Origin of the sequence: Actinomadura kijaniata NBRC 14229, assembly GCF_001552175.1 — a bacterium.
Taxonomy (GTDB): Bacteria; Actinomycetota; Actinomycetes; order Streptosporangiales; family Streptosporangiaceae; genus Spirillospora; species Spirillospora kijaniata.
Window position 1 is genome coordinate 1 of the sequence record NZ_BCQR01000076.1, and the last position, 14,998, is coordinate 14,998.

11 protein-coding genes are annotated in these 14,998 nt (G+C 73.8%); 5 read left to right on the forward strand and 6 right to left on the reverse strand.

What is annotated here, in order from left to right; all coding sequences use genetic code 11:
- From AKI01S_RS23575 to AKI01S_RS23595, 5 genes are all read right to left on the reverse strand, one after another.
- Positions 1 to 253, reverse strand: a 253-nt coding sequence (locus AKI01S_RS23575; RefSeq protein ID WP_218009787.1) for a hypothetical protein, incomplete at its 3' end; no start/stop codon positions are given.
- Positions 246 to 842 carry an RNA polymerase sigma factor gene (locus tag AKI01S_RS23580; protein WP_067821979.1) on the reverse strand — a complete coding sequence of 199 codons (597 nt, stop codon included), beginning with the start codon at positions 840 to 842 and terminating at the stop codon, positions 246 to 248. The genes AKI01S_RS23575 and AKI01S_RS23580, both read right to left, overlap by 8 nt.
- A gap of 114 nt (positions 843 to 956) precedes the next feature.
- A complete protein-coding gene (locus AKI01S_RS23585; RefSeq protein ID WP_067821981.1) occupies positions 957 to 4,298 on the reverse strand; it encodes a S8 family peptidase in 3,342 nt (1,113 codons plus the stop codon).
- Between the two features lie 90 nt (positions 4,299 to 4,388).
- Positions 4,389 to 5,582: a CU044_5270 family protein gene (locus AKI01S_RS23590; RefSeq protein WP_067821985.1), complete on the reverse strand. Its 1,194-nt coding sequence runs from the start codon at positions 5,580 to 5,582 to the stop codon at positions 4,389 to 4,391.
- On the reverse strand, positions 5,579 to 6,169 hold the full coding sequence (locus tag AKI01S_RS23595) for an RNA polymerase sigma factor (protein WP_067821988.1): 591 nt from the start codon (positions 6,167 to 6,169) through the stop codon (positions 5,579 to 5,581). The genes AKI01S_RS23590 and AKI01S_RS23595 overlap by 4 nt, the downstream gene beginning before the upstream one ends.
- Positions 6,170 to 6,531: 362 nt before the next feature.
- On the opposite strand from AKI01S_RS23595, the gene dnaK reads away from it, so the two are divergent.
- The 5 genes from dnaK to clpB all read left to right on the forward strand — a co-directional run bounded on the left by dnaK (position 6,532) and on the right by clpB (position 13,481).
- Complete coding sequence (gene dnaK, locus AKI01S_RS23600) at positions 6,532 to 8,397, forward strand: molecular chaperone DnaK (RefSeq protein WP_067822000.1); 1,866 nt, start codon at positions 6,532 to 6,534, stop codon at positions 8,395 to 8,397.
- Positions 8,394 to 9,014 (forward strand): nucleotide exchange factor GrpE, encoded by a 621-nt coding sequence (grpE, locus tag AKI01S_RS23605; RefSeq protein WP_067822003.1) that lies wholly within the window; start codon positions 8,394 to 8,396, stop codon positions 9,012 to 9,014. Before dnaK ends, grpE begins: the two co-directional genes overlap by 4 nt.
- Before the next feature lie 103 nt (positions 9,015 to 9,117).
- Entirely contained in the window at positions 9,118 to 10,278 is a 1,161-nt protein-coding gene (gene dnaJ / locus AKI01S_RS23610; protein WP_067822006.1) for a molecular chaperone DnaJ, read from the forward strand.
- Between the two features lie 119 nt (positions 10,279 to 10,397).
- Positions 10,398 to 10,853 (forward strand): heat shock protein transcriptional repressor HspR, encoded by a 456-nt coding sequence (locus tag AKI01S_RS23615; RefSeq protein ID WP_067822009.1) that lies wholly within the window; start codon positions 10,398 to 10,400, stop codon positions 10,851 to 10,853.
- Between the two features lie 30 nt (positions 10,854 to 10,883).
- The gene (gene clpB / locus AKI01S_RS23620) at positions 10,884 to 13,481 is read left to right on the forward strand and encodes an ATP-dependent chaperone ClpB (protein WP_067822039.1); all 2,598 of its coding nucleotides are present in this window, start codon (positions 10,884 to 10,886) and stop codon (positions 13,479 to 13,481) included.
- 42 nt (positions 13,482 to 13,523) lie between these two features.
- Here clpB and AKI01S_RS23625 read toward each other — a convergent pair whose 3' ends face one another.
- Entirely contained in the window at positions 13,524 to 14,699 is a 1,176-nt protein-coding gene (locus AKI01S_RS23625) for an MFS transporter (RefSeq protein ID WP_169814001.1), read from the reverse strand.
- Between the last annotated feature and the right edge of the window lie 299 nt (positions 14,700 to 14,998).

Consider the following 14,998-nt stretch of genomic DNA (forward strand, 5'->3'; position numbering starts at 1 on the left):
CCGCCGCTGCCGCCGCCAGGCCGAGGCCCAGCGCCGCCCAGCGCACCGCCCGCCCGGCCCGCCGCCGGGCGGGCGGTGCGGGACGGGACGGCTCGGTGCCGTCCGGGGAGCCGACCAGGACCAGCGGAGGCGCGGCGGCCTCGGGTTCCGCGGCGGCCATCGCGGTCAGGTTCGCGCGAACGGTGGCGGTGAAGGTCGGGGACGGGCCGCCCTCGTCCAGCAGCTCGTCGATCAGGGCGTCGGTGTCATGCATGGCGCTTCTCCTCGATACCGGTGGGGTCGATGCCGCCCAGCGCCTGCCGCACCTTGCGGCGGGCGCGGTGGAGCCGGGAGCCGACCGTTCCGCTGGGGATCTCCAGCGCCTCGGCGACCTCCTCGTACGCCAGGCCCGCGACCGCGACCAGCAGCAGCGCGTCCCGGTCCTCGCCCGACAGCCCGGCCAGCGCCGCCGCCAGTTGCGGGCGCACGCCCTGCGCGGTGACGCGGGCGGCGGCGCGGTCCTCGTGCTCCACCACGCGGTCGCCGGGGCTGAGCCGGGACAGCAGCTCGTAGCGGCGGCTCTCGTCGCGGCGGTGCTGCCCGACGAGCCGCGTCGCGATCCCGTACAGCCAGGGCCGCACCGCGCCGCGCCGCGCGTCGAACCGGTCGCGTTTGCGGAACGCCGTGTAGAACGTCTCGGCCGCGACGTCGTCGGCGGCGTCGCGGCCGAGCCGGGCGGCGACGTACCGGTAGATGTCCGGGAAGTACCGGTCGTAGATCACGGTGAACCGTTCCGGCTCACGGCGGGACCGGACGAGCACCGTGTTGTCGTCCACGGCGTCGGATCCGGGCGGAGCTGTCATGGGGGGCTCCTCGGGTCGGCGATTCTTCTCCCTTAGTCCGCACAACCGGTCGATCTTGTTCACGCGAACGGGCCTCCTCCGGATATCGGAGGAGGCCCGCGGTGGACGCCCGGACTACCGGACCCGGTGGGCCCGGATGATCGTCTGGTCGATGCCACTACCGCCGTCATCGGTGGCGGCGACCCGCAGCGACAGCGCCTGGCCTGCAGAAACGACCGGAAGCTGGGCGGTGAAGCGGTTCCCCTTCCCGGTCGCGGGGACGGCCTTCCAGGTCGCGCCGTCGTCCAGCGACGCCCAGACCTTCAGGCCCGTCACCCGGGTGGCCTCCCCCTCGACCCGCGAGACGTCGAACGTCGCGGGCTTCCCGGACGGCTTGCCGTTCAGGTCCAGCCCGAGGTCGTAGTCCACCTGGAGCAGCGGGACCCGCCGCTGCGACGGCGACGAGCGGAACGTCCACGCCGTGGAGGTCCGCACCGACACCGGGATGAACCCCGCGACGTCGTTGTCGTAGGTCAGCCGGTAGGTGCCCGCCCTCTTCGGCAGCGTGAAGTCGCCGAAGCTCGCGGCGCGCTCCCCGATCTTCCTGTCGCCCTCGTACAGCGCCAGGTTCCGCTTGAACGGGTGGTCCGGATCCTGCGGCCTGGGCCCGAAGTACCCGCAGTCGAACCCGTCCGGCCGCGCCTGGAGGTCGACCAGGGCGACGCGCAGGTTGCCCGGCGCGCGGGTGACCGGCGGCGGAGCGCAGGCGCTCGCGGTCAGTCCGTTCCCCGACACCGGGCCGGGGCGCAGCGGCTGGCGGCCCCAGGTGTAGGTGACGCTGGTGCCGGGCCTGCGCCCGGTGATCGGGAGCTGGTCCACCCAGTCACCGTTGTTGACCGCCTCCGGGAACGCCTCGTCGAGCCAGAGACCCGGCGTCAGGTGGTCGGTGCGGGTCGACCCCGCCGGGACCCGGCTGCTGGCCTCGAACCCGCCCAGCAGGCTGCCGTTCGGCGACAGCCCGTAGCGCTTCTCCGTCAGCCCCTTGGAGGTGTCGCCGTCGAACGCCGCGAACCGCTGGTGGACCCGCGCCATCCGCTTCCGCTCGGCGGGCGTGATCACGTGGCGCGGCGCACCGGTGAACGGGTGGATCCCGTCGTAGACCGCGCCGTCGGCGACCTGCCGGGAGGAGAGGGTGGCGCTGAGGCTCCCGGTGCTCGCCTTGCCCGTCAGCCGGGCGTACACGGGCTCCTTCACGGGGTCGGTGCTGTAGACGCCCACCCCGGTCATGGCCTGGCCCGTCACGCGCTCGGCGGACAGGGCCAGCATCGTGGTCTCCGTCAGCGTCCCCTGCACGCCGACCGTGGCGCGCTCGGCGGACGCCCCGTCCAGCACGACGGTGCGGTCACGGTCGACGACCACCTCCGGCGTCCCGGCCACGGCATGGCCCTGCGCGTCCCCCGTCCAGTCGTCCAGGGTGCCGAGCACGCTGTACCGGCCGCGCGGCACCCGGATCCTCGTGCTGCCGTCGATGGTGGGCTCGATCGACTCGGCGAACAGCGCGAAGTCGTCCAGGTTGACCACGTTCGCGAAGGTGGACAGCTCCTCGGCGGGCGTGCCCGGCGGCGGGGTGGCGACGACCGTGAGGGTGTGGCTCGGCGGTTCCACGTGGAACGTCACCGGGGTCCGCGTCCTGGCGCCGCCTCCGTCGGCGACGACCTCGGCGGTGTAGAGCCCGGGGCGGAGCCTGCCGGGGGTCACCGTCAGCGTCGCGGTGGCGGTGCCGCCCGCGGGGACGGCCAGCCGGTTCGTCGACAGCTTCGCGGCGCCCTTGAGGGCCTTGCCGTCACGGCCGAGGACGCGGACCGACAGCGCCGCCCGCACCGCGCCCGCCCGCGACGTCCAGCTCACGTTCGCGGTGAGCGCCGGGTACTTGGGGTAGGCGGAGGTTCCGGCGTGCGGCGCGGCCTGGCGGGCCACCAGCGGGGAGGTCACGGCGGTCCCGGCGTCCAGGCGGCCGGAGCCGCGCTCGAACGCGTCGCCCCTGATCGGGTCGGCCGAGCCGACCAGCGCGGCCTTGAGCCGGTCGAACGTCCAGTCCGGGTGCTTCTGGGCGAGCAGCGCCGCCGCGCCCGCCACGTGCGGGGCTGCCATGGAGGTGCCGGACGCCCTCGTGTGGCGCGCGTCCACGGGCTCGCCCATGGCCGTGCCCTTCGCGCGGGCGGCGACGATGTCCACGCCGGGCGCGACGATCTCGGGCTTGGCCGCGAACCGGCCGACGCGCGGGCCCCGGCTGGAGAATCCGGCCAGCGCGTCGGCCGCGTCCACCGCGCCGACCGTCAGCGCGGAGTCGGCCGTGCCGGGCGCGCCGACGGAGCCGATCCCGCCGTCGTTGCCCGCCGCGACGACGAACAGCGTGCCGTGCTTGGCGGCCAGCCCGTCCAGCGCCTTCGACAGGGGGTCGGTGCCGTCGGTGGGGCCGCCGCCGAGGCTCATGTTGACGATCCGGGCGCGGGGGGCGGCCCACTCCATGCCCGCGATGACGTTGGAGTCGCTGCCGTATCCCTGGTCGTCCAGCACCTTTCCGACCAGCAGGCCCGCCTCGGGCGCGACACCCCTGCGCGCCCCGCCGGAGGCCCGGCCGGTGCCCGCGACCGTGGCGGCGACGTGGGTGCCGTGGCCGTGCCGGTCCACCGCGTCCTTGGCCTCGCTGAAGTTTCGGGCCTCGGCGACGCGGTCCTTGAGGTCCGGGTGGGAGGTGTCCGCCCCGGTGTCGAGGACGGCGACCTTCACGCCGTTTCCGGTCGCTCCGGCCTTCCACGCGGCGGGCGCGCCGATCTGGGTGAGGTTGCGGTCGAGCCGGGGAGCCGCGACGGTCGGCAGGGCCGTCGCCCGTACCCTGCGGTCGAGCCAGACGTGCCGGACGCCGACCGCCCGGCGGGCCGACAGCGCCGCGCCCACCCGGAACGCCTGCCCCTTGGGCTGGCGGGCGGCGACCGCGCCGATGCTGCGCAGCTCGCGGCCCTCGGTCAGGGTGCCGCCGAGCGCGGCGCGGGCCCGCACGCCCCCGTCGCGCCGCACGATCAGCGGCAGGTCCCGGCTGCGGGCGTCGTCGTACCCCTGCTCGATCAGCGAGGTGACGTCGAACAGTCCGGGGTCCAGCACCTTCCCGACCAGCCGGGCGACGTCTCCGGGGATCACGACGACGTGCCCGTCCGGGCGGATCGTGGTGTGGAAGGCCCGGGCGCCGCGCCCACGGGCGCGTTCGGTGGTCACCAGCGGCGCGCGGCGGCCCTTGACCGTCCGCAGGGTGACCACGTCACCGGTCAGCAGCGTGACCTTCCAGCTCCGGCCGGTTGGAAGCGGCGAGGCGGCGCCCGGCGCGGCCACCGCCCCTCCGGTGGGGACCGCGACCAGCGCCCCGGCGGCCAGCGCGGCGCCGAGGAGGGAGGCCGCGGTCCCGCGACGTCTGCGTTTCAAAGGGGGATTCCTTCCAGGAGGGGATCTCGGGACGCGGCGCGCCCCATGGGTATTGCTGAGATCCGCCGCTTTCTTTCCATCCGGTCCGGCTCAGGGGTGGCGCGGGGTCTCGTTCGTCCAGCCGAGCGACAGGACCACCCGCTGGCCGTGGAGCGTGCCGGGACGCATGCCCCGGTCCGCCTCGGCGGGGCGGACGACCACGTCCACGCCGGCCAGGATGCGGTGGGTCCCCGGCTCCAGGATCAGCCGGTAGTCGTCGACCGAGCCGTCCTCCGCCGGCGCGCCGCGCGCGACCAGGGCGACGCCCTCGCGTCCGCGCGGGTCCTTGACCCGGCCGATCGAGCGCACCCCGGGTTCGTCGGCCAGCAGCCGGAACACCCCCGCCCGCACCTTCGGGGAGAGCGCCTCGGAGGTGAGCAGCCGGGCGGCCCGCCGCAGCCGGAGGGCGGAGGTGTCGCGCTCCTTCGGGACCCCGTCCAGCTCCAGCCAGGGCGACAGGACCCGGCGCAGCTTCCCGGGATCTCCCGCGGCCTTCCGGAGTTCGGCGTCGCTCGGGACCTCCCGGCACCCGCCCTTGAACACGAGCAGGCGCTTCGCCCGCTCGTCGGGACCGGCGCAGATCTTCGCCCAGCGGGCGTTCCGCGTGCGCTTCTGGGCCGGGGTGACGACGATCTCGGGTGTCCAGGAGGCCGGCGCGGCCCCGGTGGTGCGGCCGGGGACCGTGCTCAGGACGCTCGGCTCCCCGCCGGAGACCACCTTGAACGTCTTCGGGCTGCCCGCCTTCCGCCAGGCGGCCTCGTCCCGCGGGCCGAGGGGGCGGGCGCCCAGGTCGCGGACGTAGGTCACGTCCCGGTCGCCGTCCGAACGCGCCTGCCACCGGTCGGTGTGGGAGCTGTGGCCGAGCACGGTGTAGCCGCCCTCGGCCGGACCGACGTGGTACGCCGATCCGTCCACCGTCTGGACGCGCCAGTAGCGACCCGTCGGCTCCTTCTCGGCCTGCTGGGCCGCGGCGAGCAGCACGGTCCGCGCGTCCATCTCGACGGCCCGGGGACGGGGCGGCGCGGCCGGCGCGCCGTCGCCGAGCGTGGCCACGCCCACGGCGGCGGCCGCTCCGGCGGCGACCAGCCCGGCGAGTCCGAGCCGGAACCGGGGCCCGAAGGCGAGACGGCGGGGGCGCCCGCCGGACATGTCCTCCTCCAGCCGGGTCAGGGCGCGGGAGCGGACGGCCCCGGACGGGGGCGGCGGCCGGTCCAGCAGGTCGCGGACCAGGTCGATCTCGTTCATGCGGGCGACTCCTCGGTGATCAGCATCGGGTTGGTCCCGCCCAGCGCCTCGCGGAGTTTCCGGCGGGCCCGGTTCAGCCGGGAGGCGACCGTTCCCTTCTTCAGGTCCAGGGCGGCGGCGACCTCCTCGTAGGACAGGTCGGCGAGCGCGACGAGCAGCAGCACGTCCCGGTCGCCCGCCGGGAGCCGGGCGAGCGCGCGGGCCAGGTCGGGGCCGACCTCCCCGGCGCGCACCCGTCCGGTGACGTGCTCCTCGTGGCCGGGCGCGGGCCCCTCGGCCGGGGAGCTGGCCAGCGCCCGGTAGTGGCGGCGCTCGGCGCGGCGGTGCAGGCCGACCACGTTGGTGGCGATGCCGTACAGCCACGGCCGCACCGGGCCCCGGCGGGGGTCGAAGCGGTCGCGGCGGCGGAACGCGGCCAGGAACGTCTCGGCGGCCAGGTCGTCGGCGGCGTCGGTGCCGAGGCGCCGCGCGATGTAGCCGTGGATCTCGTCGAAGTGGCGGTGGAAGACCTCGGCGAACGCCTCGGGCTCGCGCCTCGACCGCACGATCGCCGCGACGTCGCCGTCGGGCGGGCGGCTCTGGTCCATGGAGGGGGGTCCTTCCGGTGGGGAGGCCGGTCACCCCCTTCTCATCCGTAACGCCGATCCGTGTTCACGGTCGCGCCGTGTTTCCCCGGGAGCGGGTCGGGGACGCCTCGTCCCCTGGGTCGAGGCCGGGTCCTCCGGTGTGACGAAACCCCGGCCGGACGGGACCGCGCGGGAACCGGAATACACCGCTCATACGTCCTGTTGTAGAGGTCAGCAGCAAAGTTGAGTCCGGTCGGCTCAAGTCATTTGACAAGAGATCGGCCAGGGGGCAACCTGGGAAGCAGCAGAGGACTCGACCGGCCGCGAACCCACGGGGGCGGCGACCGGATCCCGATAGCGATCAGTTCGACGGAGGACGAGACATGGCACGTGCGGTCGGCATCGACCTCGGGACGACCAACTCGGTCGTCGCGGTACTGGAGGGCGGCGAGCCCACGGTCATCGCCAACGCGGAGGGGTCGCGGACCACGCCGTCCGTCGTCGCCTTCGCCAAGAACGGCGAGGTCCTGGTGGGCGAGGTCGCCAAGCGCCAGGCGGTGACCAACGTGGACCGGACGATCCGTTCGGTCAAGCGCGAGATGGGCACCGACTGGAAGACGACCATCGACGGCAAGGAGTTCACGCCGCAGCAGATCAGCGCGTTCGTGCTCCAGAAGCTCAAGCGGGACGCCGAGTCCTACCTGGGCGAGCCGGTCACCGACGCGGTGATCACCGTTCCGGCGTACTTCTCCGACCACCAGCGGCAGGCCACCAAGGAGGCCGGCCAGATCGCGGGCCTGAACGTCCTGCGCATCATCAACGAGCCGACCTCGGCGGCGCTGGCCTACCACCTGGAGAAGGAGAACGAGGCCACCATCCTGGTCTTCGACCTCGGTGGCGGCACCTTCGACGTCTCCCTGCTGGAGGTCGGCGACGGCGTGGTCGAGGTGAAGGCCACCTCCGGCGACAACCACCTCGGCGGTGACGACTGGGACAACGCCGTCGTCGACTGGCTGGTGGAGAAGTTCAAGAACTCCAACGGCGTCGACCTGTCCAAGGACAAGATGGCGCTGCAGCGGCTGCGCGAGGCCGCGGAGAAGGCGAAGATCGAGCTGTCCGGCGCGACCGAGACGCAGATCAACCTGCCCTACATCACCGCGTCCGCCGAGGGCCCGCTGCACCTGGACGAGAAGCTCACCCGCGCCGAGTTCCAGCGCATGACCGCCGACCTGCTGGAGCGCACCAAGGCCCCGTTCAACCAGGTCCTCAAGGACGCCGGGATCACCGTCAAGGACATCGACCAGGTCGTCATGGTGGGTGGCTCCACCCGCATGCCCGCGGTGTCCGAGCTGGTCAAGGAGCTGACCGGCGGCAAGGAGCCCAACAAGGGCGTCAACCCCGACGAGGTCGTCGCCATCGGCGCGTCCCTCCAGGCCGGCGTCCTGAAGGGCGAGGTCAAGGACGTCCTGCTGCTGGACGTGACCCCGCTGTCGCTGGGCATCGAGACCAAGGGCGGCATCTTCACCAAGATCATCGAGCGGAACACCACGATCCCGACCAAGCGGTCGGAGACGTTCACCACCGCCGACGACAACCAGCCGTCCGTGGAGATCCAGGTCTACCAGGGCGAGCGCGAGATCGCCGCGTACAACAAGAAGCTCGGCACCTTCCAGCTCACCGGTCTGCCGCCGGCGCCGCGCGGCGTCCCGCAGATCGAGGTCACCTTCGACATCGACGCCAACGGCATCGTCAACGTGTCGGCCAAGGACCTCGGCACCGGCAAGGAGCAGTCGATGGTCATCACCGGCGGCTCGGCGCTGCCGAAGGACGACATCGAGAAGATGATGCGCGAGGCCGAGCAGTACGCGGAGGAGGACCGCCGCCGCCGCGAGGAGGCCGAGGTCCGCAACCAGGCCGACTCGGCCGCCTACGGCACCGAGAAGTTCCTCAAGGAGAACGAGGACAAGGTCCCGGCCGAGCTGAAGTCCGAGGTGGAGGCCGCGGTCGCCGACGTCAAGAAGGCCCTGGAGGGCACCGACGTCGAGGCGATCAAGACCGCCAACGAGAAGCTCGCGCAGGTCAGCCAGAAGATGGGCGCGGCGATGTACGCCCAGGCCCAGCAGAGCGGCGAGGCCGCCGGGGCGAGCGCCGACGGCGGTCCGACGGCCGACGCGCAGGACGCCAAGGACGACGAGGTCGTCGACGCCGAGATCGTGGACGAGGACAAGCCGAAGGGTGGTAACGCGTGACCTCACCTGACAAGGGAGAGGAGCGCGAGGGCCCGGTGATCCGCGACAAGCGACGCATCGACCCCGAGACCGGCCAGGTGCGGGAGCAGGCGGAGACGCCCGCTCCCGCGGCCCCGGCCGGCGGGGAGCAGCCCGTCGCGGACGGCGAGGCCGCCGCGCTCAAGGAGCAGCTGGCCGAGCGCACCGCCGACCTCCAGCGGCTCCAGGCGGAGTACTCCAACTACCGCAAGCGGGTCGAGCGCGACAAGGGCACGATCCGGGAGCTCGCGATCGGCAACGTCCTCCAGGAACTGCTGCCGATCCTCGACGACATCGGCCGCGCCCGGGACCACAACGAGCTGGTCGGCGGGTTCAAGTCGGTCGGCGAGGCCCTGGAGTCCACGGTCGGCAAGCTCGGCCTGGAGAGGTTCGGGGCGGAGGGCGAGCCCTTCGACCCCACCGTGCACGAGGCGCTGATGCACTCGTACTCGGCCGACGTGACCGAGACGTGCGTGGCGACTGTGCTGCAGCCCGGTTACCGCATCGGGGAACGGGTCCTGCGTCCGGCCCGCGTCGCGGTCGCCGAGCCGGACCCGAACGCCGAGTCCGCCGACTCCGCCGAGTCGACGGGCGAGTGATCCGGATCCGGGCGGTCCCTCCCCGTGTGGGCGGGGGGCCGCCCGGGGCACGTACGACACGTACGGGCATGACGCTGACCGAGACAGCAGAGAGCGGGGCACAGTGAGCACCAAGGACTACCTGGAGAAGGACTACTACAAGGTCCTGGGTGTCTCGAAGACGGCCTCGCAGGACGAGATCAAGAAGTCCTACCGCAAGCTGGCGCGCCAGTACCACCCGGACGCCAACAAGGGCGACCGTGAGGCCGAGGAGAAGTTCAAGGAGGTCTCCGAGGCCTACGACGTCCTGTCCGACGAGAAGCGCCGCAAGGAGTACGACGCGGTGCGGTCGATGCCGGGTGGTTTCCGCGGCGGCCAGGGCGGCGGCTTCGGTTTCGACCTGGGGGACCTGTTCGGGCAGACCGGGGGCACCGCGAGCGGCGCCGGGGACAGGCTGGGGGACCTGTTCGGCGGGCTGTTCGGCGGGCGCGCCGGCAGGACCACCACCGGGACCCGGCGCCCGCGCCGGGGCTCGGACGTGGAGACCGAGGTGACGCTGTCGTTCGGCCGGGCGCTGAGCGGCGTCACCGTTCCGATCAAGCTGACCAGCGAGGCGGGGTGCCCCACCTGCCACGGCACCGGCGCCAAGGCCGGGACCGTGCCGCGGGTGTGCCCGGGCTGTGAGGGCACCGGGCAGGAGACGCGCAACCTCGGCAACTTCGGGTTCCAGGAGCCGTGCCACATCTGCCACGGCCGGGGGCTGGTCGTCGACGACCCGTGCCCGACCTGCCACGGCAGCGGCCGGGCCACCGGGACCCGCACCATCCAGGCCCGCATCCCGGCGGGCGTGGCCAACGGGCAGAAGATCCGCCTGCGGGGCAAGGGCGCGCCGGGCGAGAACGGCGGCCCGGCGGGCGACCTGTACGTGAACATCAAGGTGCTGCCGCACCGCGTGTTCGGCCGCTCCGGCGACAACCTCACGCTGACCCTGCCGGTCACGTTCGCCGAGGCCGCGCTGGGCGCGGAGGTGAAGGTGCCGACGTTCCAGGGCCAGCCGGTGACGCTGCGGCTGCCGGAGGGGACCCCGAACGGCCGCACCCTCCGGGTGAAGGGACGCGGCGCGACCCGGCGCGACGGCACCAAGGGCGACCTGCTCGTCACGGTGGACGTGCAGGTGCCGAGCAAGCTGGACGACACGACGCGCAAGGCGCTGGAGGCCCTGCGGACGGCCGAGGACGGCGCGGACCTGCGCGCCGACCTGCTGCAACAGGCGCGAGAGGAGTAGCGGTCAGATGCTCGGCGGCGCCATGTCGTCCGGACTGGTGGGCGCCGGGCGCGCGGTGACCAGGACGACGAGGGAAGACGGCGCGGACCGGCGCCGACGAGCAGCGAGCGGAGCGAGCCATGAACACTGACCCGTTCGGCGACGACACTCCCGTCTACGTGATCTCGGTGGCGGCGCAGCTCTCCGGGCTGCATCCGCAGACGCTGCGCACCTACGACCGGATGGGCCTGGTCTCGCCCGGCCGCACCGCCGGGCGGGGCCGCCGCTACTCCATGCGCGACATCGTGATGCTCCGCGAGATCCAGCGGCTCTCCCAGGAGGAGGGCATCAACCTGGCGGGCATCAAGCACATCCTCGAGCTCCAGCGCGAGAACATCCGCCTCGCCGAGGAACTGACCAAGACGCGGGCCGCGCTGGAGGACCTCGCCAACGAACTCGAATCGACCCGGGCCGTCGCCGCGCGGCTGGCGCAGCAGCGGCGGCGGGGGGACTCCGGCGACTCCGCGGGCACCGACCTGGTGCCGATCCGCCACACCAGCGTCGTGGTGTGGCACGAACGCGGCCGCCGGGACTAGAAGGCTTTCGCACGGGGAGCGCTGACGGACATGGACACCAAGCTGACGTTGAAGAGCCGGGAGGCGGTGACCGTCGCCATCCGGCGGGCCTCCTCCGAGGGGCATCCGCAGATCGAGCCCGCGCACCTGCTGGCGGCGCTGCTGGCGCAGCCGGAGGGCACGACCGTTCCGCTGCTGGAGGCGGTCGGCGCGGACCCGAACGCGGTGCGCCGCGAGGTGGAGGAGCAGATCGCGCGGTTCCCGAAGGCGAGCGGGTCGACCGTTCCCGAGCCCCGGCTCTCCGGGCAGCTCAACCGGGTGCTGGCGACCGCGGGGCACCGCGCCGAGGAGTTGCAGGACGAGTACGTCTCCACCGAGCACCTGCTGGTGGGGCTGGCCGCCGACGGCGGTCCGGTCGCGGACCTGCTGAAGCGGTACGGGGCGTCGCCGCAGGCGCTGCTGGACGCGTTCGAGAAGGTCCGCGGCCACCAGAAGGTCACCAGCGAGAACCCCGAGGAGACCTACCAGGCGCTGGAGAAGTACGGCGTCGACCTGACCGCCGCCGCCCGCGAGGGCAAGCTCGACCCGGTCATCGGGCGCGACACCGAGATCCGGCGCGTGGTGCAGGTGCTGTCGCGGCGCACCAAGAACAACCCGGTGCTGATCGGCGAGCCCGGCGTCGGCAAGACCGCCGTCGTGGAGGGCCTCGCCCAGCGGATCGTGGCCGGGGACGTTCCCGAGTCGCTGCGCAACAAGCGGCTGGTCTCCCTGGACCTCGGCGCGATGGTCGCGGGGGCGAAGTACCGGGGCGAGTTCGAGGAGCGGCTGAAGGCCGTCCTGAACGAGATCAAGCAGAGCGACGGGCAGATCGTCACGTTCATCGACGAGCTGCACACCGTCGTCGGGGCGGGCGGCGCCGAGGGCGCGATGGACGCCGGGAACATGCTCAAGCCGATGCTGGCGCGCGGCGAGCTGCGCATGATCGGCGCGACGACGCTGGACGAGTACCGGGAGCGGATCGAGAAGGACCCCGCCCTGGAGCGCCGGTTCCAGCAGGTCTTCGTCGGGGAGCCGTCGGTCGAGGACACCATCGCGATCCTGCGCGGCCTGAAGGGCCGCTACGAGGCGCACCACAAGGTGCAGATCAACGACTCGGCGCTGGTCGCCGCCGCCACCCTGTCGGACCGGTACATCACCGCGCGGTTCCTGCCGGACAAGGCGATCGACCTGGTGGACGAGGCCGCGTCCCGGCTCCGCATGGAGATCGACTCGCGGCCGGTCGAGATCGACGAGCTCCAGCGCGCCGTCGACCGGCTGAAGATGGAGGAGCTGGCGCTCGCCAAGGAGACCGACGAGGCCTCCAAGCAGCGGCTGGAACGGCTCCGCCGCGACCTGGCCGACCGGCAGGAGCAGCTCAACGCGCTGGTCGCCCGCTGGGAGCGGGAGAAGGCCGGGCTGAACCGGGTCGGTGAGCTCAAGGAGCGCATCGACCAGCTGCGCGGCGAGGCCGAGCGCGCCCAGCGCGACGGCGACCTGGAGACCTCCGCGCGCCTGACCTACGGCGAGATCCCCACGCTGGAGAAGCAGCTGGAGGAGGCGTCGGCGCAGGCCGAGAACCGCGACGCGATGGTGAAGGAGGAGGTCGGGCCCGACGACGTCGCCGACGTGGTGGCGTCCTGGACCGGCATCCCGGCGGGCCGCCTGATGGAGGGCGAGACCGCCAAGCTGCTGCGGATGGAGGACGAGCTCGGCCGGCGCCTGATCGGCCAGCGGACGGCCGTGCAGGCGGTGTCGGACGCGGTGCGCCGCGCCCGCGCCGGGATCTCCGACCCGGACCGGCCGACCGGCTCGTTCCTGTTCCTCGGCCCGACCGGCGTCGGCAAGACCGAGCTGGCCAAGGCCCTGGCGGAGTTCCTGTTCGACGACGAGCGGGCCACCACCCGCATCGACATGAGCGAGTACTCCGAGAAGCACTCGGTGGCCCGGCTGGTCGGCGCGCCGCCCGGCTACGTCGGCTACGAGGAGGGCGGCCAGCTCACCGAGTCCGTCCGGCGCCGCCCGTACTCGGTGGTGCTGCTGGACGAGGTGGAGAAGGCCCACCCGGAGGTCTTCGACATCCTCCTCCAGGTGCTCGACGACGGCCGTCTCACCGACGGTCAGGGCCGCACCGTCGACTTCCGCAACACGATCCTCATCCTGACCTCCAACATCGGGTCGCAGTTCCTGGTCGATCCGACGATGGAGAACGGGACCAAGCGCGAGGCGGTGATGAACGCGGTGCGGGCGTCGTTCAAGCCGGAGTTCCTCAACCGCCTGGACGACGTGATCCTGTTCGACGCGCTGTCGACCGACGAGCTGACGCGGATCGTGGACCTCCAGGTGGACCGGCTGGCGGCGCGGCTGGCGGACCGGCAGCTGACGCTGACGGTCACCCCGGCGGCGCGCGAGTGGCTGGCGCTGACCGGCTACGACCCGCTGTACGGCGCGCGTCCGCTGCGCCGCCTGGTGCAGACCGCGATCGGCGACCAGCTCGCCCGCGAGCTGCTGTCGGGCAAGGTCCGCGACGGCGAGGAGGTGGTGGTGGACCTCGACGAGGCCGCCGACCGGCTGACCGTCGGCCCGGCGGAGACGGTGACCCTCACCAAGTGACCGCAAGGGGCCCCGGACGGCGCGTCCGGGGCCCTTCCGCGTTCACCGACCGGTGCGCGCGCCGAGGACGGTGAGGACGGCGGCGGCCAGCCCGGCGTCCGCCGCCGCCAGCGCCGCGCCGTCGGCGCCGAACGCGTCCGACAGCGCGCCGAACGCGAACGGCGCGACGGCCGCGCCGGAGAACACGCCGACCTGGACGGTGTGCCCGGCGTTCTCGGCCCGGCCGGGCAGCAGCCGGATCACGGTGGCGAGCAGCAGCCCCGTCCATCCCCATCCGGCGGAGAACGCCAGCACCGCGCCCACCAGGAACGCCGCCGGGTGCCCGAGGGCGACGAGCGCGAGCCCGGCCGCCCCGGCGGCCATCATCGCGGCGATGACGGCGGGGTTGTGCCGGGGCGCGCGGTCGGTGAGCCCGCCCGCGGCGAGCCGCACGGCGATGGCGAGCAGCGCGCTGAGGGACAGCAGGTTCCCCGCGACCGCGCCCGCGATCCCGGCGTGACCGGCGAGCGCCACGAAGTAGGTGGCGACGGCGTTGTTCCCGGCCGCCGACAGCGCCGCCGCGACCGCCCAGAGCCGCAGCGTCCGGCCCGCCCCGGCGTTCACGGGGTCCGGGACGCCCGGTCGCGCGGCCGGGGCGGCGGCCGGGACGCGGGTCAGCGGGGCGAGGGCCGCGGGGAGCAGGGCGATCACGGCGGCGGCCGCCATCGCGGCGCGCCAGCCGTGGGCGGGCAGGACGAACGCGACCAGCAGCCCGGGGATCAGGGTGGCGGCCCCCAGGGCCGCGCCGACCAGGCCCGACGCCAGGGAGCGGCGGTGCTCGGGGGCGCGGGCGGCGATCACGCGTCCGGCGGCGGGCTGCACGAGGGCGTTGGTCAGGCCGCCCGCCGCCAGCGCCGCGAACAGCACCGCCGCGTGGGTCGCCAGGGAGACGGCCAGCAGGGTCGCCGACGCCGCGAGGGCGGCGACGGTGAGCGCGGTGGGCACCGGGAGGCGGGCCGCCATCCGTTTGGCGAACGGCGAGCCGAGCGCGGTGGCGGCGTAGAAGACGCTCATCGCCAGCCCCAGCGTCAGCCGGGAGACGCGCAGGTCGGCGGCGATGGGAGCGGTGAACGCGCCGACCGTGAACCCGGGCGTGACGGTGACCGTCGCGGTGAGGGCGGCGGCCGTCACCGCGGGCCAGTGCCCCACCCCGCGAGCGGGGAGGGAGAAGGCCGTCATGCCGCGGTCTCCCGGGAAACGGCGGCCCCGTGTCGCGCCCCGGAAGCCCAAGACGAAGCGGTCATGCCGCCACCTCCCAGCGATCATCGCGAACGGGACCGGAACCGAACGGGTCCGGCGACCACGCGGGGCGCTCCCCGGAGATCCGGACGGGACCGTGGCCCACGACATCGAACCCGGTCACACCACCGGACCCCGACCGTCGTCGCGGCCGAGGGCCGCCTCCCTGGGGAACCCGAACGTGCGGGATCCGGCGGCCGAGCGGGGCGCGTTCCCCGACGGGCCGGGCCGTCTCGTGG